We start from the raw sequence: 25577 nt of genomic DNA on the forward strand, positions 1-25577 counted from the left end.
ACCGAGCATGCCGGCCGTTAGGCAGGCCATCCTCGACCTCTTCGCACGACCACCACCCTCCCGATGCCCGCACTGTCAGCGCTCACTCGGCACGCCGGCCGAACCTAAAGTGCCAAAGTAGTGTAAGGTCGTAGACTCATTAAGCCAGGCCGTCAGGAAGCGCCCCAATTGCGGACATTTCCGACGGCTGGCATTCTCATCCCATGAGGGAGATTGAATTGGATGCATCGAACTGGTCGTCTGCCGCCGACTTCTACGAGGCGTTGCTGCCGAACTTAGGCGCGCCCGGCTGGCATGGACACAACCTCAACGCCCTATGGGACAGCATAACCAGCGACATAAATGAAGTGATGCCCCCCTTCCGGGTCAGAGTGCGACACGCGAACAACTTGTCCAGCGATATGGCTGCGCTTCTCGCGGGAGCGTCCAGCGTCTTCGTCGATGCGAAGAACGAGCGCGGAATCGACGTTTTTTTCAACATCTGCTGAACGACCGCATTCCACCCATCTCGGCCGCTGCGGCTAAAATCGCAGTCGCAAAAAGCGGCCCGGCGGCCAGCGCCCCCGTAGCGGACATTTATGAGAAGCGGGCGAGCATCCCTTCGGGATCGCGATCTAATGAGCCTCCGGCGATGACGCGCCCATCGTCAGAGACAACTACGGGTCCATGTCCGACGAGCATTTGATCAAGCGCTCCAGTCTCTACATAGGCCCGCGACTGATAGTAAAAGGCCCATCCTGCAGAAAGGCGCGCCGGCCCTGCCGAGAGAGCGGACAACGGCACGCCGAGTTCGCGCTCCTTAGCGTTTAAGTAGGATTCGAACGCTCGAACTGGCGACGCCTCGTTCGTGGCTGACAAATTGGGGCGATATGCTTCCACGATTCCGGCATCAATGGTCGCGAAAGTGCGACTTTTGAGGACCACCATGCCCTCGTCAACGGTGGCCGTTATGATTGCTGGCGGCTCCTCTTCGCCCGCCCGGATGAGGGCAACGAACTGCTCACCGGCCTCCCGCCAATCAATCTGATAGCTTCCGTATTCTTCGCGAGTTGCCATAACACGACTATACAACGCTGGCGCGCGATGTCAGCTTTCCACCCAATCATTGCCGTTACGGCTAAAATCGCCGGCGCTAAAAGCGACCCGGCGGCTAGCGCCCCAATTGCACGCATTCGCTACGGTGTGACGATGGTGCCACCGTCTATCTTGGGGGCGACTAGAAAGCCGAACTCGATCCGCTCAGGTCCGCTTGCGACGAGATAAACAACCTCGTCCTCGCCAAGTTCGCCGATCGCTTCCGATAATCGTTGCGCCGAGACGTCTCCGTCGCAGAGCCACGCCGACGGCCCCACCGCACGGGCACCGACTTTGAGCAAATTTGCGTGAATGCGAGCCAGCACTTCATCGCCTACGACCGCAATAAGCACGCGCTGGCCTTCAATCCGAACTCGGCAATGCTCCGGCGTCATGGCCGGAGTTTATCGTGGAATCCTTCGAGACGCCACGTCGGCTTTCCACCCAGTGCCGGACGTGCAGGCCCCCTGCCGAGAGCGGACGTTTGTGGGTTCACGACCTTGGCGGGCTGGAGCGCGCCTTGCACCATCCCCTCGCATTGCCAGTGCCGGATCGCCTGCCTAAGCATTGGGGCATGTGCGAAAATGCTTCCTTTGCGACGGCGCCGATCGGGCGGCTGCGGCATGGCAGCAGGGAGCGGCTCGCGCGGCATTGCCATGATACCGCCTTTGCCGCGCTGGTGCTGAGCGGCGAGTATCAGGAGGCGGGCGACGAGGGACGGTCGCTGGTGCGGGCCGGCGATGTGCTGATCCACCACGCCTATGAATCGCATCTCGATCGGGTGTCCGCCGCGGGGGCGGAGGTGCTGGTGCTGCCGGTGCCGGCGGCGCTGGCGGATGCCGAGCGGGTCCGCGGGCGGGTTGTCGATCCCGACCCGATCGTCCGCGCGGCCGAGTGCGATCCGCGGGCAGCCGCGGCAATGCTGGCCGACGCCTTCGTTCCGGTGGGGATCTCGGCACTGGACTGGCCCGACCTGCTGGCGGAAGAGCTGCGCATCGCAGGCAGCATTGCGCTGGCGGAATGGGCGGATCGCCACCGATTGCGGCCCGATGGGGTCAGCCGCGGCTTTCGCCAGGCCTATGGCTGTGCGCCGCGCCAGTATCGCGCAGCGGTGCGCACCCGGCTGGCGCTGCGCGCGATCACCGCGACGCGCGAGCCGCTGGCGGAGATCGCGCTGACCACGGGATTTGCCGACCAGGCGCATATGACGCGGGCGATCGGCGCGATGACCGGCCAGACGCCGCGTGCGTGGCGCGCTGCCAACTGGGTTCAAGACGGCGTCGCTGGCGCCTGATAGACGCGTCGTTGGACAGAAGGAGTTTCAGGTTCATGCATATTCGACGCCGCGAGTTTCTTGCCTCGATCCCCCCGGTCGTGGCGGCCGCCACGCTGCCGGCGACGGCGCGCGCGCAGGCCGCGACCGCCGCGCCGGGATCGGAAGCGGAGAAGCTGAACCAGGCGCTCGACTGGGCCTATGACGCGCTGATCCGTGAGGATCCCGAATTCGCCACCGCGCTGGGCCTGGACAAGGGCGATAATGTCGCCGCCAAGTCGCGGCTGGCCGATCGGTCGCCCGCCGGGATCAAGCGCCAGCAGGGCCTGTACCGCGACGGGCTGACAAAGCTGAAGGCGATCGATGCCGACAAGCTGACCGGCATGGACCGGATCAATTACGATACGTTCCGCGGGCCGTGGGAAACCTATGTCCAGGCCTATGACCGGTTCAACTATGGCACGCACAGCTGGCCCGAGCCGCATCCGGTCACGCAGCTGAGCGGGACCTATCGATCGATCCCCGATTTCCTGATCAACCAGCATTCGATCGCCGGCCAGGCGGATGCCGATGCCTATCTGGCCCGCTGCGCCGATTTCGCCGCGCAGATCGACAACGAGACCGGGCGGATGCAGGCCGAGCATGCCGCCGGCGTGATCCCGCCCGATTTCGTGATCGACCGCACGCTGCAGCAATATGAGCGGATCGTGGCGCCGCGGCCCGAGGCCAACGGGCTGACCACCAATCTGGCGGAGAAGGCGAAAGAGGCGGGCATCGCCGGCGACTGGACCGCGCGCGGCACGGCGGTGGTGCGCGACCGCATCTATCCAGCGATGCAGCGCCAGATCGCCGAGCTGCGCAAGGTCCGCGCGCGGGCGACGCATGACGGGGGCGTATGGCGGCTGCCCGACGGCGCTGCCTATTACGACTATGCGCTTGCCTATGCGACCACGACGACGATGTCGGCGGACGAGATCCACAAGCTGGGCCTGGAGCGGATCGCCGAGCTGACCGCGCGGGCCGATGCGATCTTCCGGGAGCAGGGCATGACCAAGGGCACGGTCGCGCAGCGGCTGCTCGCGATCGGCAAGGACCCGCGCTACATCTATCCCAACACCGATGCCGGCAAGGCGAAGCTGATCGCCGAGCTGAACCTGCAGATGGTCGAGATGCAGAAGCGGTTGCCCGAGATGTTCGGCCGGCTGCCCAAGGCGATGGTCGAGATCCGCCGGGTGCCGCCCGAGATCGAGGCGGGCGCGACCGGCGGCTATTACCAGAGCCCGGCGCTGGATGGATCGCGCCCCGGTGCCTATTACATCAACCTGCGCGACACGGCGGAGAATCCGCGCTGGTCGCTGCCGACGCTGACCTATCACGAGGCGACGCCGGGGCATCATCACCAGATCGCGCTTGCCCAGGAGGCGACCGGCATTCCGCCGCTGCGCCGCCTGCCGGCCTATTCGGTCTATACCGAGGGCTGGGGGCTCTATGCCGAGCAGCTGGCCGACGAGATGGGCGCCTATGCCCAGGATCCGCTGGGGCGGCTGGGCTATCTCCAGTCCTATCTGTTCCGCGCGGCGCGGCTGGTGGTCGATACCGGGTTGCACCACCAGCGCTGGAGCCGGGAAAAGGCGATCGCCTATATGAACGACACGCTTGGCACGCCCGAGCCGAGCAACGTCACCGAGGTCGAGCGCTATTGCGTGTGGCCGGGACAGGCGACCAGCTACATGGTCGGGCAGACGCGCTGGGTGGCGCTGCGCGAGAAGGCGCGCAAGTCGCTGGGCGAGCGGTTCGACATCCGCGGCTTCCACGACACCGCGCTGGCCGCGGGGGCGATGCCGGTATCGGTGCTGGAGACGGTGATCGACCGCTGGGTCGAGGCGCGCAAGCAGGCCTGACGCGCAAGGGCGTTGATGCGGGCGCGGGTGCGCCATAGGATTTCGGTCGATCAAGATCGATCAGAGGATGCCTGCCCATGTCCGCATCGCCGTCCGCGCCCGTGCGCCGCTATGCCGAGTTCTGGCCGCATTATCTGCGCGAGCATGCGCGCGCCGAGACTCGCATGCTCCATTATCTCGGGACTACGCTGACCCTGGTGTTCGTGGCGGTCGCGGTCCGCTGGGGCGGATGGTGGTGGGCGCTGGTGCCGATCGCCGGCTATGGCTTTGCCTGGACGGCGCATTTCGCGGTCGAGAAGAACCGGCCGGCGACCTTCACCCATCCCCTATGGTCGCTGGTCAGCGACTACCGGATGTTCCTGCTGTGGATCAGCGGTCGGCTGGGACCGCATCTCGATCGCGCCGGGGTGCCACGCTGATCGGCGGGATCGGGCGATCGACGATGTCGAGCGGGACCTCGTCCACGGCTGCCCAGAAACAGTCGAGCGACACCGGATTCTTCTCGTGCCGCTGGGGAGCGAGGAGGAAGGGTTCGGGATCGCTGTCGCGGAACATTGCAGGCTCTCGCAGGTTTCTGGCGCAGGTTTCTGGTCTCGTGCCGAGGTGGCGTCCGTGAAATGAATCGCGGGCGTATTTCGTTGCACGGTTCGTCGCAAAATCAGGCGCGGCCGAGCGCCCAATCCCCGCTTTCGCTGCGGCTATCAGCGCTTCCTTGCCGATCGCGGGGTAACGTCCCTATCTACGCGCCATGCATGTGACATCGGACACGCTCTCGCTGATCGGAAACACGCCGCTCGTCCGCCTGAAAGGGCCCAGCGAGGCCGCCGGATGCGACATCTACGGCAAGTGCGAATTCGCCAATCCCGGCGCGTCGGTGAAGGACCGGGCGGCGCTGTTCATCGTGCGCGATGCCGAGGCGCGGGGGTTGATCCAGCCGGGCGGAACCATCGTCGAGGGAACTGCCGGCAACACCGGCATCGGACTGGCGCTGGTGGCCAACGCCAAGGGCTACAAGACGATCATCGTCATGCCGGAGACGCAGAGCCGGGAGAAGATGGACACGCTGCGCGCGCTGGGCGCCGAGCTGGTGCTCGTGCCCGCCGCGCCCTATTCCAACCCTGGACATTTCGTGCACACCTCGCGCCGGATCGCCGAGGAGACGCCGAACGCGATCTGGGCGAACCAGTTCGACAATATCGCCAATCGCAAGGCGCATATCATCGGTACCGCCGAAGAGATCTGGGCGCAGATGGACGGCCGGATCGACGGCTTCACCTGCGCCGCGGGCACCGGCGGAACGATCGCCGGGGTCGGCCTGGGCCTGAAGGCGCGCGATGAGAATGTCTGCATCGCGTTGAGCGATCCGCACGGGGCGGCGCTCTACAATTATTACGCGCATGGCGAGCTCAAGGCGGAGGGAAGCTCGGTCGCCGAAGGCATCGGCCAGGGGCGGATCACCGCCAATCTGGAAGGGGCGCCGATCGACACCCAGTTCCGCATCTCCGACGAGGAAGGGATGGAATGGGTCCGCCGGCTGCTGGCCGAAGAGGGGCTGTGCCTGGGCCTGTCGTCAGGCATCAACGTCGCGGGGGCGGTGCAATTGGGCCGCCAGCTGGGGCCGGGCAAGCGCATCGCGACGATCCTGTGCGACACTGGTTTTCGCTATCTGTCGACGCTGTATAATCGCCAGTGGCTGGAGGCGAAGGGCCTCCCCGTTCCGGAGTGGCTGACGACGACCTGAGCGATTTCCTCGACAAGAGGATGTTCACGCGTTACATTTATGCCACAGCTATGATGAAATCGGGATCGCATCAGGACTCCGCCCAGGCGATGCAGCGCGTCCGCGTCGGGCTCACCGGACTTGCCATGGTGCTCGTGCTGATCGGCCTGATGAGCGCGATCTTCACCTCGGCCAGCCGCGACGGTCCCGCGACCGCGGTCGGTGCGTCGAACGTGTCGGTGATCGCCAACATGACCGAAGGCAATGCCAGCGTCGCGGCGGCATCCGGCAAGGACGAGCCGCTCGCCGAACTGGGCGCGGCGCCCAGCACCGGGTCGAGCGAGCAGGCCAATGCCTCCGCCGCCAGGAAAGTGATCGACCAGCCCCAGCAGTAACGCGGGCCGCGCGAATGCCCGCGTGCGTCGGACCCGTTCGCACGGGGATGGCGCGGGAAAATCCGGGGATTGGGACCCACCCGGCCGATTCGACTTATCCGGCGATCTGCGGTGACTCGCAGCATTTATGCGATTCATGGAAGGCTTCGGCCTGTCGCAGGCGGGTTCGATCGTCTAAGCCAATGCTCGGTAATATCAGGGAAATTCGTCGCGGATTGCGGCGGTTCCGATGCGATATCGGCGGCTGGACGCTGCCCCGACCCACAACCTAGGTTAATTTCGTGCCCGCGACCAAATTAGGAATACATAGATCGAACAAAGCCTGACTCTATCGTGAAACCCAGATAAAATAGGGGCTAAGTGGGGCAAAATCCCGCTCTATCCCGTGTTTTCCCGTTGCCTCCCCGGCCGCTTCTTGGTAACCAGAATGCGGTTAAGGGTCGGGGCACGACCAGCTTCATCGTCGAAAGGATTTGGGCCGGGCCGCGGCGGATGCCGCGCGTCCGGGGATGGTGAAGTGCGTGCCCGAACTTTGGGATCTGGGTTTTGGCGGGACGCGAGCACTTTGAAGGCTTTGCGCTACAGGCGGTGGACCTGAAGGGTCGCGTCGCGATCCCCGCAGACCTGCGCGGCGTCGTCGAGCGCAACTCCGACATCCGCCAGATCGTCATCGGCCGCCATCCGATCGATCCCTGCCTCTCCGCCCATGACCTGTCCTGGTCGCGCGAGAAGTACGAGCGGCTGGACCGTGCCGAACAGAATGCGACCGATGCGGGCCGCCCCGCCGACCTGCGCGCCAAGCGCCGCGCCTTCGGCCTCGTCGAAAAAGTGCCCTTCGACGACAGCGGCCGCTTCGTGATCCCGCCCTTCTTCAAGGCCAAGGCGCAGATCGGCAGCTGGGCGTTCTTCAACGCTGCCGGCGAGAGCTTCGACATCTGGGCGCCCGAGGTGCTGCTGAAGTCCGAAGAGATCGACGAGGATCTTCGCGAGATCTGCGAGTTCCTGTGTCAGCAGAAGGGGGTGAAGCTGTGAGCTCCGCCGCCCAGCCGCATGTTTCCGTCCTGCTCGACGAAGTGATCGACGCGCTCGCCATCGTGCCCGGCGAGCGTCATGTCGACGCGACCTTCGGAGCCGGCGGATATACCCAAGCCTTCCTCGAGCGGGGTGCCGAGGTGGCCGCTTTCGACCGCGATCCTACCGCGATCGAAAGCGGCCTACGGCGTTTCGCCGGCAACGACCGGCTGGTGCTGATCGAGGCGCCCTTTTCGGCGCTGGACGGCGAGCTGGAGCGTCGCGACCTGGCGCCCGTCGACGGCGTCACGCTGGATATCGGCGTGTCCAGCATGCAGATCGACCAGGCCGAACGCGGCTTCTCGTTCCAGCAGGACGGGCCGCTCGACATGCGCATGTCGGGCGAGGGGATGAGCGCGGCCGATTTCCTGAACGAGGCGGACGAGGGCGAGATCGCCGACGTCCTGTACAATTATGGCGACGAGCCGCGGTCGCGCCGGGTGGCCCGGGCGATCGTCGCGGCGCGTCCGCTGTCGACCACCGGCGAGCTTGCCGCGATCATCCGCAAGGCGCTGGGTTACAAGCCGCACGACAAGAAGGATCCGGCGACCCGGACCTTCCAGGCGGTGCGCATCCATGTGAACCGCGAGCTCGACGAGCTGGCGGAAGGGCTTGCCGCGGCAGAGCGCGTGCTGAAGCCCGGCGGCCGACTGGCCGTCGTCACCTTTCATTCCCTCGAAGACCGCCTGGTGAAGCGCTTCTTGCGCGAGCGGTCGGGCAGCGAGCCTGCAGGCTCGCGCCATCGTCCGGCGGTTACCGCCAGGTCGGCACCCAGTTTCGATTCCCCCGCCAAGGCAGTGCGCCCGAGCGAGGCGGAGATCGCCCGTAATCCCCGAGCCCGTTCGGCGACGTTGCGCGTGGCGCACCGCACCGATGCGGCACCGTGGGGCGTGTAAGGAGTAATGTTATGGTTCAGGGCTTTGGAGCGATAGCGTGGCTGGCAGCCAGCGTTTCGGTTGCCGTGGGCGGATACATGACGACAACTTACGGGGCGGCCGAACGCGCGCGCCTGCGATCCGTCGAGACCCAGATCATCGATGCGAAGAAGGACATTCGCGGGCTGGAAACCGAATTCAGCGCGCGGGCGAGCATGGCTCAGCTGCAGCAGTGGAGCGCGAGCGGGGAGGCGGTGGCCTATGGCGCGCCCGACGCCGCGCGCTACCTGGCGAGCGAGACGCAGCTGGCCAGCCTGGACGTGCATGAGCAGGCACCGGATGCGAAGCTTCAGGTCGCATCGGTGACCAGCCCGGCGCCGGTCGTGCAGCCGGCGGTGGTCCAGACGGCGCAGGTCGAGGTTCCTGCGCAGACGACGAAGACCGCGGCGGTATCGACCGGTACTGCAGCGGCGGCCAAGCCGCGGCTCCAGGCAGCGCCTGCGGTTGCGGCCGCGGTCGCCAAGGTCGATCGTGCGCGCTCGGTCGCGAGTGGGTCGAGCGCATCGGCTCCGCGCGTCACCCGGGTCGCGATGCTGAGCAGCGCGACGATGGCCGATCTCGACCGCGGCGCAGTCTCCGAGAAGCGGGCGCTGCGTTGACCGTCATCCTTGCGCCGTCCGCGCGGTCGCGCGGGTCGGGCGAGGCCCGGCAATCGGTCGTCGCGATCGCCCAGGTGCGGCTGGTGGTGCTGGCGCTGATCTTCAGCGCCGCGGTGCTGTTCGTCATCGGCCGGCTGGCATGGCTGGCCTTCGCCGCCTCGCCGGCGATCGCCGCCAACACCGCCGACCGGCTGCTCCCCGCGCGCGGGGACATCGTCGATCGCAATGGCGAGCCGCTGGCCCGCACGATCGACGGCTGGTCGATCGCAATCCACCCCAACCAGGTGATCGGCAACAAGGCCGACCTGGCGAAGCAGCTGGCGACGCTGATCCCGGAGCGCAGCGAGGGGCAATATTATGCGCTGCTGAATTCGGGCGGCAGCTTCGCCTGGCTGCGCCGTCGCGCGCGCCCCGAGCTGGTCAAGACGGTGAACGCACTGGGCGAGCCCGGCATCGAGATGATGCGCGAGCCCGACCGGCTCTATCCGCAGGGCGGGCTGGCCGCACATGTGCTGGGCTATGTGAAGTCCGACGGCCATGGCGGCATCGGTATGGAAAAGACGCTGGATGCGCGGCTGAACAGCCATGAGGGCCGGGCAGTCCCGACCGCGCTCGCGCTCGACCTGCGGGTGCAGGCGGCGCTCGAGAACGAACTGGGCTCGGCGATGGTCAGCCTTCAGGCCAAGGGTGCGGCCGGCGTGATCATGGACGTCGATACCGGCGAGATCGTCGCGATGGTGTCGCTGCCCAGCTTCAATCCCAATGCGATCGGCACCGCGGCGCCGGCGAACAATGTGACCCAGAGCCGCTACGAGCTGGGATCGGCGTTCAAGCCGATCGCGATGGCCGCGGCGATCGAGAGCGGCACAGTCACCTCGATGGCGCGCCGGTTCGACGCGATCGAGCCGGTGCGGATCGGTCGCTTCAGCATCAAGGACGATCACCCGCAGCGCCGCTTCCTCAACATCCCCGAGACGCTGATCTATTCGTCGAACATCGCCACGGCCCGGATCGCCGACCTGATGGGGCGCGAGCCGCTGGAGAAGATCTTCCGCGACCTTCAGTTCGACAAGCCGCTGGACATCGGGATCGAGCGCTGGGGCACGCTGTGGCCGCGCGACTGGGGGCGCTCGACCACGATGACCACCGCGTTCGGCCACGGCATCGCGGTGACGCCGATGCACCTGGCCTGCGCCTATGCGACGCTGGTCAATGGCGGCGTCTGGCATGACCCGACGCTGATGAAGGTCGATCCCGCAAAGCGCGGCGCCGGTCGCCGCGTCATCTCCGAGGCGACCAGCAAGCAGATGCGCGAGCTGCTGCGCCTGATCGTGACCAACGGCACCGGCCGCAATGCCGACGCGCCGGGGTTCCGCGTCGGCGGAAAGACCGGCACCGCCGAGAAGCCGGGCGCATCGGGTTATTCGCGCAGCGAGAACGTGTCGACCTTCGCGGCGGCTTTCCCGATGGACAAGCCGCGCTATGTGGTGCTGACCATGCTCGACTCACCCATCGGAAATGCCCAGACCTTCGGGCAGCGAACCGCCGGCTACACCGCCGCCCCCGTCGTCAAGCGCGTCGTCGCCCGCACCGGCGCGCTGCTGGGGGTCGCGCCCGACGCCAATCGCGACGTCGACCTGTCTCAGCTGGTGCCGCTGATCTGGAAGAACCCCAAGGAGCAGAGCGGCCAATGAGGCTGGAGCAGTTGATCGAAGGCGGCGGCGACGCGGTCGTCACGGGATTTGCCATCGATCATCGCAAGGTCGCGCCCGGCACCATTTTCGGCGCCTTCGAAGGTGCCCGGGTCAACGGCGAGGACTTCATCCCCGCGGCGATCAAGGCCGGGGCGGCAGCGATCGTCGCCCGGCCGGGGCTCGACGTGGACGGCGCGGCCTATGTCGCCGACGACAATCCGCGCGAGCGCTTCGCGCGGCTGGCCGCATCCTTCTTCGCGCCGTTCCCGGCGACCGCGGTCGCGGTGACGGGGACCAACGGCAAGACCTCGACCGTCGAGATGACGCGCCAGCTGTGGCGCATGACCGGCCATCATGCCGCGTCGATCGGGACGCTGGGCGTCACGACGGCGGAGGACACGGTTACGACCGGGCTGACCACGCCCGACATCGTCACCTTCCTGTCGAATGTCGCCGGACTGGCGCGAGAGGGCGTCAGCCATGTCGCGTTCGAGGCGAGCTCGCACGGCCTGTCGCAATATCGCACCGAGGGGCTGCCGGTCCGGGCGGCTGCCTTCACCAACCTGAGCCGCGACCATCTCGACTATCATGGCGACATGGCCGCCTATCTGTGCGCCAAGCTGCGGCTGTTCGCTGATGTGCTCGATGCCGACGGGACGGCGGTCGTGTGGGTCGACGACCCGCATTCGGAGCGGGTGATCGACATTGCCCGGGTGCGCGGCAACCGCCTGATCACCGTGGGCGAGCATGGCGACACGCTGCGCATGGTCGGACGCGACCCGACCCTGCTGGGGCAGGGGCTGACGATCGAGGCGGAGGGGCGCAGCTTCAGCGTGAACCTGCCGCTGATCGGTGCCTATCAGGCGGCCAATGCGCTGACCGCGGCGGGGCTGGTCATCGCGACCGGTGGCGACGTGGCGGCGACGCTGTCGAACCTGGCGCGGCTGCAACCCGTTCGCGGCCGGCTGGAGCGCGCGGTCATCACCCGGGCGGGTGCCCCGGTCTATGTCGACTATGCGCACACGCCCGACGCGCTGGAAGCGGCGATCGCGGCGCTGAAGCCGCATACCAGCGGACGGCTGATCCTGGTGTTCGGCGCCGGCGGCGATCGCGATCCGGGCAAGCGCGAGCTGATGGGCCGCGAGGCGGCGACCGGTGCGGACGTGGTCATCGTCACCGACGACAATCCGCGCACCGAGGATCCGGCGACGATCCGTCGCGAAATCCTGAAGGGTGCGCCCGGCGCGATCGAGATCGGCGGGCGCCGCGAGGCGATTGCCGCGGCGATCGAGATGGCGGAGGCTGAGGACATCGTGCTGCTGGCCGGCAAGGGCCATGAGCAGGGCCAGATCGTCGGCGACCGGGTGCTGCCGTTCGACGACGTCACGGTGGCGCGGGAGTGCGCCGCATGACCCTGTGGACCTCCGCGGAGGTCGCCGCCGCCACGGGCGGCACGGCAAATGCCGAGTTCGAGGTGTCGGGAGTCACGTTCGATTCGCGCGAGGTCGGCCCGGGCGACCTGTTCCTGGCGATGGTTGGCGAGACCACCGACGGCCACCGCTATCTCGACCAGGCGTTCGAGGCGGGCGCAGCGGGCGCCCTGGTCTCGGTACCGACGCCGCACCCGCATGTGCTGGTGCCCGATACGATGAAGGCGCTCGAGGCGCTGGGCATTGCCGCGCGGGCGCGGATGCAGGGCAAGGTCGTCGGCGTGACCGGGTCGGTCGGCAAGACCGGCACGAAGGAAGCGCTGTTCGCGGCGCTCGACCGGCTCGAGCCCGGCTTCGCGCACCGGTCGGTCAAGTCGTACAATAATCACACCGGCGTGCCGCTCAGCCTGGCGCGGATGCCGCGCGACACGCGGTTCGGCGTGTTCGAGATGGGGATGAACCATGCGGGTGAACTGGCGGTGCTCACCCGCTTCGTCCGGCCGCATGTCGCGATGGTCACCACCATCGCGCCCGCGCATATGGGGTTTTTCGACAGCGAGGCGGCGATCGCCGACGCCAAGGGCGAGATCTTCCAGGGACTGGAGCCCGGCGGCACTGGGGTCATTCCCCATGACAGCCCGTATCGCGACCGGCTGATCGCGGCGGCCGCCGGCCATGCCGGCCGGATCGTCACCTTCGGCATGGGCGAGGGCGCCGATGTCCGTGCGATCGAGGCGATGCGCACCCGCACCGGCGGCACCTTCGTCACCGCCAGGCTCGGCCGGCGCGAACTGAGCTTCACCGTGGCGCTGCCCGGTGCGCACTGGGTTTCGAACGCGCTGGGCGTGCTGGCGGTGATCGATGCGCTGGGCGGCGACCTGGAGCGCACCGGGCTTGCGCTGGCCGAGCTGGGCGGACTGCCCGGGCGCGGCCAGCGGTTCCTGACCCCGGTCGTCGGCGGCGAGGCGCTGGTGATCGACGAGAGCTACAACGCCAATCCCGCATCGATGCGGGCGACGCTGGACGTGCTGCGGCAGGAAAGCGGGCGCAAGCTGGCGGTGCTGGGCGAGATGCGCGAACTGGGCGATCATTCCGACGCGTTCCACGCGGAGCTTGCCGGGCCGATAGCGGCAGCCGGTGTCGAATTTGCGGTCCTTGTCGGCCCGCTGATGAAACCGCTCGCGAATGCCCTTGAGGGCCATATCGATTTCGTCCATGTGCCCGACGCGGCGTCTGCCCGCGATCGCCTGTTCGAAAGGCTCGCGGCGGATGACGCTGTTCTCGTAAAGGGGTCTAACGGCGTGCGGCTGTCGAGCGTGGTCGCAGCGCTGTCGGAAAGGCAAACATGCTCTATCTGATCGCGGAGTGGCTCGGATTTCCGGGCATCCTCAACCTGTTCCGCTATCTGTCCTTCCGGACTGGCGGGTCGGTTGCGACTGCGCTCCTGCTGGGGCTGATCCTGGGGCCGAAGTTCATCGGCTGGCTGCGCGTGCGCCAGGGCAAGGGGCAGCCGATCCGCGACGACGGCCCCCAGAGCCATCTGGCGAAGCGCGGCACGCCGACCATGGGCGGGCTGATGATCCTGACCAGCCTGATGCTGGCGATCCTGCTGTGGATGGATTTGCGCAACCCCTATGTGTGGGCGTGCATGTTCGTGACCTTCGGGTTCGGCATGATCGGGTTCCTCGACGATTACGACAAGGTGCGGAAGCAGAAGACCGCCGGCGTCTCGGGCAAGGTCCGCCTGCTGGGCGAGTTCCTGATCGCCGGCGTCGCCAGCTGGATCATCGTGTCGTTGAACGGCACGCAGCTCTATGTGCCGTTCTTCAGCTGGATCCACCCGGATCTGGGCTATTTCTATATCCTGTTCGCCGCCTTCACGATCGTCTCGTTCGGCAATGCGGTGAACCTGACGGACGGGCTGGACGGACTGGCGACGATGCCGGTTGTGATCGCCAGCATGGCGTTCATGCTGATCGCCTATCTGGCCGGCAACAAGGTGTTCGCGACCTATCTGGGCATTCCGCACGTCCCCGGCGCGGGCGACCTGGCGCTGTTCTGCGGCGCGATGGTCGGGGCGGGGCTGGCGTTCCTGTGGTTCAACGCGCCGCCGGCGGCAGTCTTCATGGGCGACACCGGCAGCCTGGCGCTGGGCGGCGCGATCGGCACGATCGCGGTCGTCACGCATCATGAGCTGGTGCTGGGCATCATCGGCGGCCTGTTCGTGATGGAGGCGCTGAGCGTCATCATCCAGGTCTTCTTCTTCAAGCGAACGGGCAAGCGCATTTTCCGCATGGCGCCGATCCATCATCATTTCGAGCAACTCGGCTGGTCGGAGCCGACCGTGGTGATCCGTTTCTGGATCATCTCGTTCGTGCTCGCACTGGCGGGGCTCGCGACGCTGAAGCTGCGGTGATCACGAGCCCGGTCTTTCGCGGAAAGCGGTATGCGGTGCTCGGGCTGGCGCGATCCGGCGTCGCGACCATCGACGCCCTGCGCGCCAGCGGCGCCGAGGTGGTCGCCTGGGACTCGAACGAGGCGACGCGGGCCGCGCTGAGCGGTGTCACGCTCGCCGATCCGCTGGAGATCGACCTCGCGGGTTTCGACGCGGTCGTGGTGTCGCCCGGCATTCCGCTGAACCGCCACCCGATCGCCGATCGAGCCCGCGCCGCCGGCGTGCCGGTGATCGGCGATATCGAGCTGTTCGCGCAGGCGCGCGGCGCGCTGCCCGCGCACCGGGTCGTCGGCATCACCGGCACCAATGGCAAGTCGACCACGACCGCACTGATCGACCATATCTGTCGCACCGCCGGGCTGCCGTCGCTGGCGGGCGGCAATATCGGCATTCCGATCCTGGCGCAGGACGCGCTGGGGGCGGGCGGGGTCTATGTGCTGGAGCTGTCGAGCTACCAGATCGACCTGACCGCCACGCTGGATTGCGACGTCGCGCTGCTGCTGAACATCACCCCCGACCATCTCGACCGCTATGACGGGTTTGCCGGCTATGCCGCGTCCAAGGCGCGGCTGTTCGCGATGCAGTCGCCCGGCCACCGCGCGGTGATCGGTATCACCGATCCGGCGTCCGCTGCGATCGCGGCCGAGATTCGCGCGGGCCGGGCCGACGACGTGATCGCGCTTCCCGCCCGCGGCGATGTCGATCAGTCGGACTGGCCGGCGCTGCAGGGCCCGCACAATGCCCAGAATGCGCTGGCCGCGATTGCCGCGTGCGAAGCGCTGGGTATCGATCGCCCGGCGATCGATCGCGGGCTGGCCAGCTTTCCCGGACTGCCGCACCGCATGGAGCGGGTGGCGACGCGGGACGGCGTGCTGTTCGTCAACGACAGCAAGGCGACCAACCCGGAGTCCGCCGCGCCGGCGCTGGCGGCCTATCCGCGGATCCACTGGATCTTGGGCGGCAAGGCCAAGACCGACGATCTCGACGCCTGCCGCCCGGGCTTCGGCCATGTCGTGCGCGCCTATACCATCGGTGATGCCGGTACGATGTTCGCCGAATTGCTGTCGGGAGAGATGCCGGTCGAAGTCGCCGGCACGCTGGACGCCGCCGTGCGCAGCGCCGCGGCGCATGCCCGCCCCGGCGACACGGTGCTGTTGTCGCCGGCCTGCGCCTCGTTCGATCAGTTCCGCGATTACGAGGCGCGCGGCCAGGCGTTTCGCGACGCCGTGGAGGCACTGGCGTGAGCGAGGACAGGGCAGAGGTGCCCGAGGCGCCCGGCGTCCGCCGCCGGGTCGGCAACCAGCTCGGCCGGGCCAGCCAGACGCGCGCCGGCATGTGGTTCTGGGAAGTCGACCGGGTGTTGATGCTGCTGGTCTTCCTGTTGATCGCGATCGGACTGGTCGCGGTCGCCGCCGCGTCGCCGGCGACGGCGCGCCGTTATTCCGACGGGGCGCATGTCGTCGCGCCGATGTTCTATTTCTGGCGCCAGCTGATCTGGGTCGCGCTGTCGGTTCCGGTGATGATCCTGGTGTCGATGGTGCCCCTGACCCTGGCGAGGCGGGGGGCGCTGATCGGGGCGGGAATCTGCATCGTGCTGCTGGCGTTGCTGCCGTTCGTCGGCAGCGAGGTGAACGGCGCCCGGCGCTGGATCAGCCTGGGCTTTTCCGATCTCCAGCCGTCCGAATTCCTGAAGCCGCTGTTCATCGTGTCGACCGCCTGGATCCTGTCGTTGCGTGCGCGCGACAGCGAATTGCCGATGACGCTGATGCTGGGCATCACCGGCGCGCTGACCGCGGTGGTCGCGGTGCTGCTGATGATCCAGCCGGATTTCGGCCAGACGATGGTGTTCGGCATCGTGTGGATCATCCTGCTGACCGTCGCCGGCATCTCCCCCGCGATCATCGCCGCGCTGGGCGGGCTGGCGCTGGCCGGGGTGGTCTCGGCCTATTTCTTCTACTCGACCGCGCGCATCCGCATCGACAGCTTCCTGTGGCCGACCAAGGAAAAGGCGCTGGCCGAGCATTACCAGACCAATATGGCGGAGCAGACGCTCACCTCCGGCGGGCTGTTCGGGACCGGTCCGGGCAGCGGCCAGGTCAAGTTCAAGCTGCCCGAGGCGCATACCGACTATATCTTCTCGGTGATCGGCGAGGAGTTCGGCCTGCTGGCATGCGGCGCGATCGCGATCCTCTATGTCGCCATCATCCTGCGCGTGCTGCTGAAGCTGATCGACGAGGAGGATGCGTTCAAGCTGCTCGCCGCCACCGGGCTGGTCGCGCAGTTCGGGGTGCAGGCGTTCATCAACATGGCGGTCAATACCGGTCTGGCCCCGTCCAAGGGCATGACCCTGCCGTTCATCAGCTATGGCGGTTCGTCGATGGTCGCGCTTTCCATCGGCATGGGGCTTCTGCTCGCTTTCACGCGGCGGAACCCGTATCTGAAGCGCTCTCCCTATACTGTCCGGTGGAGCGGCACATGACGAAGACGCGTACCTATGTTCTGGCGGCGGGCGGCACCGGGGGGCACATGGTGCCTGCGGCGGCGCTGGCGGCCGAGCTGACGGCGCGCGGGCACCGGGTCGCGCTGATCAGCGACGATCGCGGCGTGCGCTTTCCCGGGCTGTTCGAGGATGTCGAAACGCATGTCCTGCCGGCCGGGCGGCTGGGCGGCGGGCCGCTGGGCTGGTTCAAGGCGGCCAGCAAGATGATGGCCGGGCGGGCGATGGCGAAGAAACTGTATCGCGACTTGTCGCCCAGCTGCGTGATCGGTTTTGGCGGCTATCCCGCGCTTCCCGCGCTGCTTGCCGCCTTTTCGCGTCGGGTGCCGACGATCGTTCATGAACAGAATGCGGTGCTCGGGCGGGTCAATCGCCTTGTCGCCGGGCGGGTGAACGCGATCGCAACCAGCTATGGCGAGGTCGAGCGGCTGAAGTCCGGCTGGCAGGCCAAGACGCATCTGACCGGCAATCCGGTGCGCGAGGACGTGCTGGCGCTGCGCGACCGGCCCTATCCGATGCTGGAAGAGGACGGCATCTTCCGTGTCCTCGTGACCGGCGGCAGCCAGGGCGCGTCGGTGCTGAGCAAGGTCGTGCCCGATGGGCTGGCGCTGCTGCCGCCGCATTTCCGGCGCCGGATGCAGGTGACCCACCAGGCGCGGATCGAGGACATCGATGCGGTGCGGGCCAAATATCTGGCGCACGAGATTCCGGCGCAGATCGCCACCTATCTGCCCGACCTGCCCGAGCATCTGGCCTGGGCCCATATCGTCATCGCCCGCGCCGGCGCCTCGACCATCGCCGAGCTGACGGCCGCCGGCCGCCCGGCGATCCTGGTGCCGCTGCCCAGCGCAACCGACGATCACCAGACAGTCAATGCGCGCGAGATCACCAATGCCGGCGGCGCGCGCACGATCGCGCAGCCCAGCTTCACCGCGGCCGAGCTGGCCAAGCAGATCCAGAAGCTGGGCCTCGAGACGGTCGGGCTTCAGAATGCGGCCGAGCGCGCAAAAAGCTGCGGCCGCCCGCACGCCGCCCGCGACCTGGCCGACCTGGTCGAATCGATTGGCACGCCAGCGGCGGGCAACCGTCCCGCTTCCCCCCAGACAGAGGCCGAGACGGCCAGCAAGGAATTCGCCGCATGAAGGGCGTCGCGACCGATATCGGCACCATCCATTTCGTCGGGATCGGCGGGATCGGCATGTCGGGCATCGCCGAGGTGATGCACAATCTGGGCTATCAGGTGCAGGGGTCGGACGTGGCGGAAGGCTATGTGATCGAGGGACTGCGCAAGCGCGGCATCCCGATCGCGATCGGCCATGCCGCCGAGAATCTGGGCGAGGCGGCGGTGGTCGTGACCTCGACAGCGATCAAGCGCGGCAATCCCGAGGTCGAGGCGGCCTATGAGCGCCGTATCCCGGTGGTGCGCCGCGCCGAGATGCTGGCCGAGCTGATGCGGCTGAAGTCGACCGTCGCGGTCGCCGGCACCCATGGCAAGACGACGACGACCTCGATGGTCGCGGCGCTGCTCGATGCGGGCGGCGTCGATCCGACCGTTATCAATGGCGGCATCATCAACCAGTACGGCTCGAACGCGCGGCTGGGCGACAGTGACTGGATGGTCGTCGAGGCCGACGAGAGCGACGGCAGCTTCCTGCGGCTGGACGGGACGATCGCGGTCGTCACCAACATCGATCCCGAGCATCTCGACCATTATGGCTCGTTCGACAAGGTGAAGGACTGTTTCGTCGAGTTCGTCGAGAATGTCCCCTTCTATGGCGCGGCACTGCTGTGCCTCGACCATCCCGAGGTCCAGGCGATCATCCCGCGCGTGCGCGACCGCCGCATCGTCACCTATGGTTTCGCCGCCAGCGCCGATGTGCGCGGGGTCAACGTCACCCCCCATGCCGGCGGCAACCGGTTCGAGGCGATCATCCGCCACCGCGACGGCACGACCCGCTCGATCGAGGGGATCGACCTGCCGATGCCGGGCCGCCACAATGTCCAGAACGCGCTGGCCGCGATCGGCGTCGCGCTGGAACTCGGCATTCCGGACGCCACGATCCAGAAGGGCTTTGCCCGGTTCGACGGGGTGAAGCGCCGCTTCACCAAGGTCGGCGAAACCGGCGGCGCGACCGTCATCGACGATTACGGCCATCATCCGGTCGAGATCCGCGCGGTGCTGGCGGCGGCACGCGAAAGCGCGCAGGGCAGGGTGATCGCGGTGATGCAGCCGCACCGCTTCTCGCGGCTCGGCAGCCTGATGGACGACTTTGCCCAAGCGTTCAACGACGCCGACATGGTCTATGTCACCCCGGTCTATGCCGCGGGCGAGCAGCCGGTCGACGGCGTCGATGCCGAGGCGCTGGTCGAGGGCGTCAAGCGCCGCGGCCACCGGGCAGCCTCGACCGTCGCCGACCTGCCGGCGCTGGCCGAGGCGCTGGCGGACGTGATCCAGCCCGGCGACATGGTCGTCTGCCTGGGCGCAGGCGACATCACGAAATGGGCGGCCAGCCTGGCCGGCGCGATCGAGACGGCAAAGGTGGCAGCATGAGCGACTTTTTCACGACCGCAATCGAGATGCAGCGCGAGATGCTGCGCGCGCAGCACGCCCAGATGGACGTGGCGCAGAAGTTTCTCGACGCCGGGCGCCAGATGACGGCGTTCCAGGAGGCGGGACAGAAGGCGGCCGAGGCGAATCTGGCGGCGTGGAAGCACTGGGCCGGGCTGTGGGGGATGAAGTGACGGCGACCGTCGATCTTCCCCAGGTTCGCGGCAGGCTGACGCGCAACGCGCCGCTGGCGCCGCTCGTCTGGTTCAAGAGCGGCGGCGCTGCCGAATGGCTGTTCGAGCCGGCCGATGTCGAGGACCTGCGCGCGTTCCTGCGTGACCTGGACCCGGCGGTCGAGGTGTGGCCGCTGGGCCTGGGATCCAACCTGATCGTGCGCGACGGCGGCAAGCCGGGCGTCACCATCCGGCTGGGCAAGGCGTTCGCCCAGATCGGCGTGCGCGACAATGGCATTCGCGCGGGTGCCGGTGCGCCCGGGATCTCGGTCGCCAGCAAGGCACGCGACCACGCGCTGGCCGGACTCGAATTCCTGCGGGGCATTCCCGGGACGGTCGGCGGCGCGGTGCGGATGAATGCGGGCGCCTATGGCCGCGAGGTGGCGGATGTGCTGTCGATGTTCGAGGTGGTGAACCGGCAGGGGGAATTGCGCACCTTGCCGGCGAGCGCGCTGAACTTCAGCTATCGCCATTCGGAGCTGGCAGCGGATTCGGTGATCGTCGCGGCGCATTTCACGGGCGACTTCGGCGACAAGGACGCGATCTCGGCGGAAATGGACCGTATCGGCGCCGCGCGCGAGGAATCCCAGCCGCTTCGATCGAAGACGGGCGGGTCGACCTTCAAGAATCCCCATGGCCACAAGGCCTGGGCGCTGGTCGATGCAGCGGGGTGCCGCGGGCTGCGGCGGGGCGATGCCCAGGTCAGCGAGAAGCATTGCAACTTCCTGCTGAACCTGGGTGAGGCGACCAGTGCCGATATCGAGGCGCTGGGCGAGGAGGTTCGCGCTCGGGTCAAGGCGCAGTCGGGTGTCGAGCTCGAATGGGAAATCCAGCGTGTCGGCAAGCGTGCCGGCGAAGGCAGTGAGAGGGTCGGTTCTTGAGCAAGCTCCATGTCGCAGTGTTGATGGGCGGCTGGTCGAACGAGCGCGAGGTCTCGCTGATGTCGGGCAACGGCGTCGCCGATGCCCTGGAATCGCTCGGCCACGAGGTGAGCCGCGTCGACATGGATCGCGGTGTCGCGCTGAAGCTGGCCGAGTTGAAGCCCGATGTCGTGTTCAACGCGCTGCACGGCACACCGGGCGAGGACGGCACCGTCCAGGGCATGCTCGACCTGATGGGGCTGACCTATACCCATTCGGGGCTCGTCACCTCGGTCATCGCGATCGACAAGCAGCTGACCAAGCAGGCGCTGGTGCCGCACGGCATCCCGATGCCGGGCGGTCGCATGGTGCGGACCGACGAGCTGTACCAGCGCGATCCGCTGCCGCGCCCCTATGTGCTGAAGCCGGTGAACGAGGGGTCGTCGGTCGGCGTGGCGATCGTGACGTCGGAGAGCAATTACTCGAACCCGATCAGTGCCCAGGCTCGGGGGCCGTGGCAGGAATTTGACGAGCTGCTGGCCGAGCCCTTCATCCGCGGGCGCGAGCTGACCTGCGCGGTGCTGGGCGATCGCGCGCTGGGGGTGACCGAGCTGAAGCCGCAGAGCGGCTTCTATGACTATGACGCCAAATATACCGACGGGCTGACCGAGCACGTCTTTCCGGCGCAGATTCCCGACGAGATCACTGATGCGTGCATGCGCCTGTCGGTCGAGGCGCACCGGCTGCTGGGGTGCAAGGGCGCGTCGCGATCGGACTTTCGCTGGGACGATAGCCAGGGCGCCGACGGGCTGTTCCTGCTCGAGGTGAACACCCAGCCGGGCATGACCCCGCTCAGCCTGGTGCCCGAACAGGCACGGCATTGCGGGATCAGCTATCCCGAACTGGTGCAGTGGATCGTCGACGAGGCGCTGGGCGCGGCGGGCGCCGGGGCGTGACGAAACGGACGGTCCGCCGTTCCTCTTCCCGCCCACCGGCGAAGAAACGCGCGCAGATACGCAAGAAGAAGGGCCCGGGTCTGATCGATCAGACCATGGTCGCGCTGCCGGTCAGCCACGACACGCTGCAGAAGATCGCCACCTGGGGGATCGTCGGCGTCGCCGGTGCGGTGGCGCTTGCCGTCGCCAGCTTCTTCGGCGTGCCCGGGATGGTCGGGGTCGCGGCGTCCGAGGTGGTCGGTGAAGCGGGATTGCGCGTCGAGCAGGTCGACATCAACGGCATGCGCCGGATGGACCGCGACACGATCCTGACCCAGGCGCTCGACCAGCGATCGCGGGCGATGCCGCTGGTCGATCTCGAACTCGTGCGCGAGCGGCTGCTGCAATATCCGTGGATCGAGGATGCGCGTGTCTCGCGCCGGCTGCCCAATACGCTGGTGGTCAACGTCGTGGAGCGCGAGCCCGCGGCGGTGTGGCAGCACAAGGGTGTGCTGATGCTGATCGACGAGAAGGGCGTGTCGCTCGAGTCGGTGTCGCGCGACGCGATGCCCGACCTGCCGCTGCTGGTGGGCGACGGCGCAAACGGCCAGGAGCTGGCGCGGCGCAAGCTGATGGACGCGGCGCCGGCGCTCAAGCCGCTGGTCAAGGCGTCGACCTGGGTCGGCAATCGCCGCTGGGACCTGACCTTCGACACCGGGGAGCGGTTGCTGCTACCGGAAGGCGAGAAGGAATCGGTCGACGCGCTGAAGCGCTTCGCCGCGCTGGACGGGACGCAGCGGCTGCTGGGCCGCGGCTTCGTCCGGTTCGACATGCGGGTCGGCGAAACCATGTATGTCCAGCGACGCGAGGCGCCGCCCAAGGCGGTCGCGACGCCGTCGCTGGAAACGCCGGCCGCGACGCCGGTGCAGAATGACGAGGGGGAGTGACAGGGCATGGCGAAGACGACACCTGAGGGGCTCATCACCGCGCTCGACGTCGGCACGTCGAAAGTGTCGGCGCTGATCGCCCAGCGCACCGACGACGGCCAGATGGTCGTGCTGGGCACGGGCCAGCGCGAGAGCCGCGGCGTGACCCGCGGCTATGTCGCCGACATGCATGCGACCGAGCTCGCGATCCGCGAGGCAGTCGAGCAGGCGGAGCGCATCGCCGGCACCAATATCGAGGATGTCTGGGTCAGCTTCTCGGCAGGCGGCCTGATCTCGGACATCGTCAAGCTGGAGGCCGATCTGGGCGGCCACCGGGTCGAGCAGTCCGACATCGACGAACTGCTGAAGGCAGGGCGCGAGGCGATCAACCCGCATGGCAAGATGGTGCTGCACGCGCAGCCGACGCGCTATTCGGTCGATGGCCTGGCCGGGGTGAAGCGCCCGATCGGGCTGCATGCCGACCGCCTGGGCGTCGACATCCATGTCGTCGCCACCGAAGGCTCGCCGGTGCGCAACCTCGACCTGTGCGTCCGCTCGGCGCATCTCGAGGTGCGGTCGATCATCGCCGCGCCGGTCGCGACCGGCCTTGCCTGCCTGACCGACGAGGAACGCGAACTGGGCGTCGCGCTGGTCGAGATCGGCGCGGGCGTGACCAATGTCTCGGTGTTCCAGGGCGGCGTGCTGTCGGGGCTGGCGTCGATCGGCATGGGCTCGGCCGACATCACCGACGACATCGCCACCGCCTTCGGCACCGCGCGCGCCTGGGCCGAGCGGACGAAATGCTTCTACGGCTCGGCCAATATCAGCCCGCGCGACAATCACGACATGATCGATGTGGTACACGCGAACCCGACCGAGGGGGCGGAGACGACGCGCATCACCAAGGCACAGCTCATCGCCGTGATCCGCCAGCGGCTGGAGCGGCTGGTGCCGCAGATCCAGGCCGAGCTGACCAAGCTGGGCATGGGGGACCCGGTCGGCCGCCAGATCGTGCTGACCGGCGGCGGTGCCGAACTGACCGGGATCGCCGATTACATGCAGCAGGTGCTGGGCAGCATGGTGCGCGTGGGCCGGCCCAGGGGGCTGGTGGCGCTGCCCGAGGCGCATAGCGGCCCGGCCTTCGCGACGCTGGCCGGGCTGGCCTGTTTTGCCGCGGCGGACCCGCTGGACCTGCGCACGCTGGAGCCCAAGCACCAGCTGGTCACCCGGGCCAGTCCGCGCGCCGTGTTTTCGCGCCTGTTGGCCGCGTTCCGGGCCAACTATTAAAGAAATGCGAACAGGGTAGCGCGATTCCGCTAGAGTCGTCGCGACGAGTGGTGCATCAAAGTTACAGAATTAATCGCGCAGGCCCGAACGGTCGGGAGCGCGAAGGGAGATCAAGGCGATGAGTATCGAATTCCTGCCGCCCGATGAAGATGAACTGACGCCGAAGATCACCGTTATCGGTGTCGGCGGGGCCGGCGGCAACGCGATCGCGAACATGATCCGCGCCGATGTGCAGGGTGTCGAGTTCCTCGTGGCGAACACCGATGCGCAGGCGCTGAAGACCTCGGCCGCCGGACACCGTATCCAGCTGGGCGCGAAGATCACCCAGGGTCTGGGCGCGGGCTCGCGTCCCGAGATTGGCCGCGCGGCCGCCGAAGAGACGATCGATGTCGTGCAGAAGGCGCTGCAGGGGTCGCATATGTGCTTCCTCGCAGCCGGCATGGGCGGCGGCACCGGTACCGGTGCGGCTCCGGTCATCGCCAAGGTTGCGCGCGACATGGGCATTCTGACCGTCGGCGTGGTGACCAAGCCCTTCGCGTTCGAAGGCAAGCGCCGCGCCGCCTCGGCCGAGGCGGGCATCGAGGAGCTGCAGAAATATGTCGACACGCTGATCGTCATTCCCAACCAGAATCTCTTCCTGATCGCCAATGCGAACACGACCTTCAAGGAAGCGTTCGAGATGGCCGACGAGGTGCTGCAGCAGGGCGTGCGCGGCATCACCGACCTGATGGTCATGCCGGGCCTCATCAACCTCGACTTCGCTGACGTGCGTTCGGTGATGCAGGAGATGGGCAAGGCGATGATGGGCACGGGCGAGGCCGATGGCGACGACCGCGCACTGGTCGCCGCGCAGAAGGCGATCGCCAACCCGCTGCTCGACGGTGTCAGCATGAACGGCGCCAAGGGCGTGATCGTGTCGATCACCGGCGGCGAGGACATGCGCCTGCTCGAGGTCGACGAGGCGGCGAACCATATCCGCGAACTGGTGGATCCCGACGCGAACATCATCTGGGGTTCGGCCTTCAACCCCGATCTGGAGGGGCGCATCCGCGTCTCGGTCGTCGCGACCGGGATCGAGGCCGATGCCCAGGCGGCAGCGCGTCCGGCGGCTCCGGCCGTAGAGCAGCCGCGCGTCTTCAGCTTCGCCAGTCCGCGCCGCCCCGCACTGGACGCGGCCGCCAGCGCCCCGGCTGCAGCACCCGAGCCCGAGCCGGTCGCAGCCCCTGTCGCCGAGCCCGTCGCGCAGACGAGCGAGCCCAAGCCCGCGCCGCTGACCTTCGGCGATGAGCCTGGCTTCCCGGCAGCAACGCCGGCCGCTCCGGCCGGCTTCGAACCTGCCGCCCCGGCAGCGGCGCAGCCGGTGGCAGCCGATGAAGGCGACGAATTGCTGCTCGGTTCGGAAAGCGCGGTGGATGCGTTCGACAACCGTGGCGATTTCGCAGCGCAGCCCGCGCCCGCGGCCCAGCCCTCGTCGGACTTCGGCAGCCGTCGCCGCTGGCTGACCTCGGAAGAGGACGAGGTGCCGGCCGCAGCGCCCGCGCCCCGCACGGAGCGTCGCTCGGGCGGCACGCTGTTCGAGCGCATGGCGTCTGCCGCGCGCGGCGGCAACAAGTCGACGCCGGACGATGACGACAAGGATCCGCTGGATATTCCGCGGTTCCTGCGTAGCCAGAACAACCAGTAATCACGGATTGGTCGCCCCCGCGGCTCGCTTCGGCGAACCGCGGGGGCGTCGTTATTCGTG

Annotated in this window: 25 protein-coding genes; 23 read left to right on the top strand and 2 right to left on the bottom strand. The window is 67.6% G+C overall.

The features are described 5' to 3' along the window. Positions 1 to 203 precede the first annotated feature (203 nt). Complete coding sequence (locus tag TPR58_RS02960; protein ID WP_428835686.1) at positions 204 to 488, top strand: barstar family protein; 285 nt, start codon at positions 204 to 206, stop codon at positions 486 to 488. An 88-nt stretch (positions 489 to 576) separates the two neighbouring features. Here TPR58_RS02960 and TPR58_RS02965 read toward each other — a convergent pair whose 3' ends face one another. Then, the gene (locus TPR58_RS02965) at positions 577 to 1056 is read right to left on the bottom strand and encodes a YrhB domain-containing protein (protein ID WP_346245127.1); all 480 of its coding nucleotides are present in this window, start codon (positions 1054 to 1056) and stop codon (positions 577 to 579) included. A 119-nt stretch (positions 1057 to 1175) separates the two neighbouring features. Continuing rightward, entirely contained in the window at positions 1176 to 1469 is a 294-nt protein-coding gene (locus tag TPR58_RS02970) for a hypothetical protein (RefSeq protein ID WP_346245128.1), read from the bottom strand. A gap of 179 nt (positions 1470 to 1648) precedes the next feature. Between TPR58_RS02970 and TPR58_RS02975 the strand changes: the two genes are divergently transcribed. From TPR58_RS02975 to ftsZ, 22 genes are all read left to right on the top strand, one after another. Continuing rightward, complete coding sequence (locus TPR58_RS02975) at positions 1649 to 2368, top strand: helix-turn-helix domain-containing protein (RefSeq protein ID WP_346245129.1); 720 nt, start codon at positions 1649 to 1651, stop codon at positions 2366 to 2368. Between the two features lie 35 nt (positions 2369 to 2403). Next, entirely contained in the window at positions 2404 to 4248 is a 1845-nt protein-coding gene (locus tag TPR58_RS02980) for a DUF885 domain-containing protein (RefSeq protein ID WP_346245130.1), read from the top strand. Positions 4249 to 4325: 77 nt separating this feature from the next. After that, complete coding sequence (locus TPR58_RS02985; protein ID WP_346245131.1) at positions 4326 to 4667, top strand: Mpo1-like protein; 342 nt, start codon at positions 4326 to 4328, stop codon at positions 4665 to 4667. Positions 4668 to 4996: 329 nt separating this feature from the next. Beyond that, positions 4997 to 5989 carry a cysteine synthase A gene (locus TPR58_RS02990; RefSeq protein ID WP_346245132.1) on the top strand — a complete coding sequence of 331 codons (993 nt, stop codon included), beginning with the start codon at positions 4997 to 4999 and terminating at the stop codon, positions 5987 to 5989. Between the two features lie 53 nt (positions 5990 to 6042). After that, the gene (locus tag TPR58_RS02995; RefSeq protein ID WP_346245133.1) at positions 6043 to 6363 is read left to right on the top strand and encodes a hypothetical protein; all 321 of its coding nucleotides are present in this window, start codon (positions 6043 to 6045) and stop codon (positions 6361 to 6363) included. A 546-nt stretch (positions 6364 to 6909) separates the two neighbouring features. Further along, positions 6910 to 7395: a division/cell wall cluster transcriptional repressor MraZ gene (locus TPR58_RS03000; RefSeq protein ID WP_346245134.1), complete on the top strand. Its 486-nt coding sequence runs from the start codon at positions 6910 to 6912 to the stop codon at positions 7393 to 7395. Continuing rightward, a complete protein-coding gene (rsmH, locus tag TPR58_RS03005) occupies positions 7392 to 8330 on the top strand; it encodes a 16S rRNA (cytosine(1402)-N(4))-methyltransferase RsmH (RefSeq protein ID WP_346245135.1) in 939 nt (312 codons plus the stop codon). The genes TPR58_RS03000 and rsmH overlap by 4 nt, the downstream gene beginning before the upstream one ends. 77 nt (positions 8331 to 8407) lie before the next feature. Further along, positions 8408 to 8968, top strand: coding sequence for a hypothetical protein (locus tag TPR58_RS03010; protein WP_346245136.1), 561 nt, complete (start codon positions 8408 to 8410; stop codon positions 8966 to 8968). Next, entirely contained in the window at positions 8965 to 10662 is a 1698-nt protein-coding gene (locus TPR58_RS03015) for a peptidoglycan D,D-transpeptidase FtsI family protein (RefSeq protein WP_346245137.1), read from the top strand. The genes TPR58_RS03010 and TPR58_RS03015 overlap by 4 nt, the downstream gene beginning before the upstream one ends. After that, the gene (locus tag TPR58_RS03020; RefSeq protein ID WP_346245138.1) at positions 10659 to 12074 is read left to right on the top strand and encodes a UDP-N-acetylmuramoyl-L-alanyl-D-glutamate--2,6-diaminopimelate ligase; all 1416 of its coding nucleotides are present in this window, start codon (positions 10659 to 10661) and stop codon (positions 12072 to 12074) included. The genes TPR58_RS03015 and TPR58_RS03020 overlap by 4 nt, the downstream gene beginning before the upstream one ends. Continuing rightward, positions 12071 to 13450 carry a UDP-N-acetylmuramoyl-tripeptide--D-alanyl-D-alanine ligase gene (locus TPR58_RS03025; RefSeq protein ID WP_346245139.1) on the top strand — a complete coding sequence of 460 codons (1380 nt, stop codon included), beginning with the start codon at positions 12071 to 12073 and terminating at the stop codon, positions 13448 to 13450. The genes TPR58_RS03020 and TPR58_RS03025 overlap by 4 nt, the downstream gene beginning before the upstream one ends. Then, positions 13438 to 14508 (top strand): phospho-N-acetylmuramoyl-pentapeptide-transferase, encoded by a 1071-nt coding sequence (mraY, locus tag TPR58_RS03030; RefSeq protein WP_346245140.1) that lies wholly within the window; start codon positions 13438 to 13440, stop codon positions 14506 to 14508. The genes TPR58_RS03025 and mraY overlap by 13 nt, the downstream gene beginning before the upstream one ends. After that, positions 14505 to 15791 (top strand): UDP-N-acetylmuramoyl-L-alanine--D-glutamate ligase, encoded by a 1287-nt coding sequence (gene murD / locus TPR58_RS03035; protein ID WP_346245141.1) that lies wholly within the window; start codon positions 14505 to 14507, stop codon positions 15789 to 15791. The genes mraY and murD overlap by 4 nt, the downstream gene beginning before the upstream one ends. Positions 15792 to 15880: 89 nt before the next feature. Beyond that, complete coding sequence (gene ftsW, locus TPR58_RS03040) at positions 15881 to 17026, top strand: putative lipid II flippase FtsW (RefSeq protein ID WP_346245631.1); 1146 nt, start codon at positions 15881 to 15883, stop codon at positions 17024 to 17026. After that, complete coding sequence (gene murG / locus TPR58_RS03045) at positions 17023 to 18186, top strand: undecaprenyldiphospho-muramoylpentapeptide beta-N-acetylglucosaminyltransferase (protein WP_346245142.1); 1164 nt, start codon at positions 17023 to 17025, stop codon at positions 18184 to 18186. The genes ftsW and murG overlap by 4 nt, the downstream gene beginning before the upstream one ends. Then, positions 18183 to 19595, top strand: coding sequence for a UDP-N-acetylmuramate--L-alanine ligase (murC, locus tag TPR58_RS03050; protein ID WP_346245143.1), 1413 nt, complete (start codon positions 18183 to 18185; stop codon positions 19593 to 19595). Before murG ends, murC begins: the two co-directional genes overlap by 4 nt. Next, on the top strand, positions 19592 to 19786 hold the full coding sequence (locus TPR58_RS03055) for a hypothetical protein (RefSeq protein ID WP_346245144.1): 195 nt from the start codon (positions 19592 to 19594) through the stop codon (positions 19784 to 19786). The genes murC and TPR58_RS03055 overlap by 4 nt, the downstream gene beginning before the upstream one ends. Continuing rightward, positions 19783 to 20706 carry a UDP-N-acetylmuramate dehydrogenase gene (gene murB, locus TPR58_RS03060; protein WP_346245145.1) on the top strand — a complete coding sequence of 308 codons (924 nt, stop codon included), beginning with the start codon at positions 19783 to 19785 and terminating at the stop codon, positions 20704 to 20706. Before TPR58_RS03055 ends, murB begins: the two co-directional genes overlap by 4 nt. Next, positions 20703 to 21641, top strand: coding sequence for a D-alanine--D-alanine ligase (locus TPR58_RS03065; RefSeq protein WP_346245146.1), 939 nt, complete (start codon positions 20703 to 20705; stop codon positions 21639 to 21641). Before murB ends, TPR58_RS03065 begins: the two co-directional genes overlap by 4 nt. Then, on the top strand, positions 21638 to 22567 hold the full coding sequence (locus tag TPR58_RS03070) for a cell division protein FtsQ/DivIB (RefSeq protein WP_346245147.1): 930 nt from the start codon (positions 21638 to 21640) through the stop codon (positions 22565 to 22567). Before TPR58_RS03065 ends, TPR58_RS03070 begins: the two co-directional genes overlap by 4 nt. Positions 22568 to 22573: 6 nt before the next feature. Then, positions 22574 to 23833 (top strand): cell division protein FtsA, encoded by a 1260-nt coding sequence (gene ftsA / locus TPR58_RS03075; RefSeq protein WP_346245148.1) that lies wholly within the window; start codon positions 22574 to 22576, stop codon positions 23831 to 23833. Between the two features lie 118 nt (positions 23834 to 23951). Further along, positions 23952 to 25517, top strand: coding sequence for a cell division protein FtsZ (gene ftsZ / locus TPR58_RS03080; RefSeq protein WP_346245149.1), 1566 nt, complete (start codon positions 23952 to 23954; stop codon positions 25515 to 25517). Positions 25518 to 25577 lie beyond the last annotated feature (60 nt).

It is taken from the genome of Sphingomonas rustica (assembly GCF_039652585.1).
GTDB classification, from domain to species: Bacteria; Pseudomonadota; Alphaproteobacteria; order Sphingomonadales; family Sphingomonadaceae; genus Sphingomonas; species Sphingomonas rustica.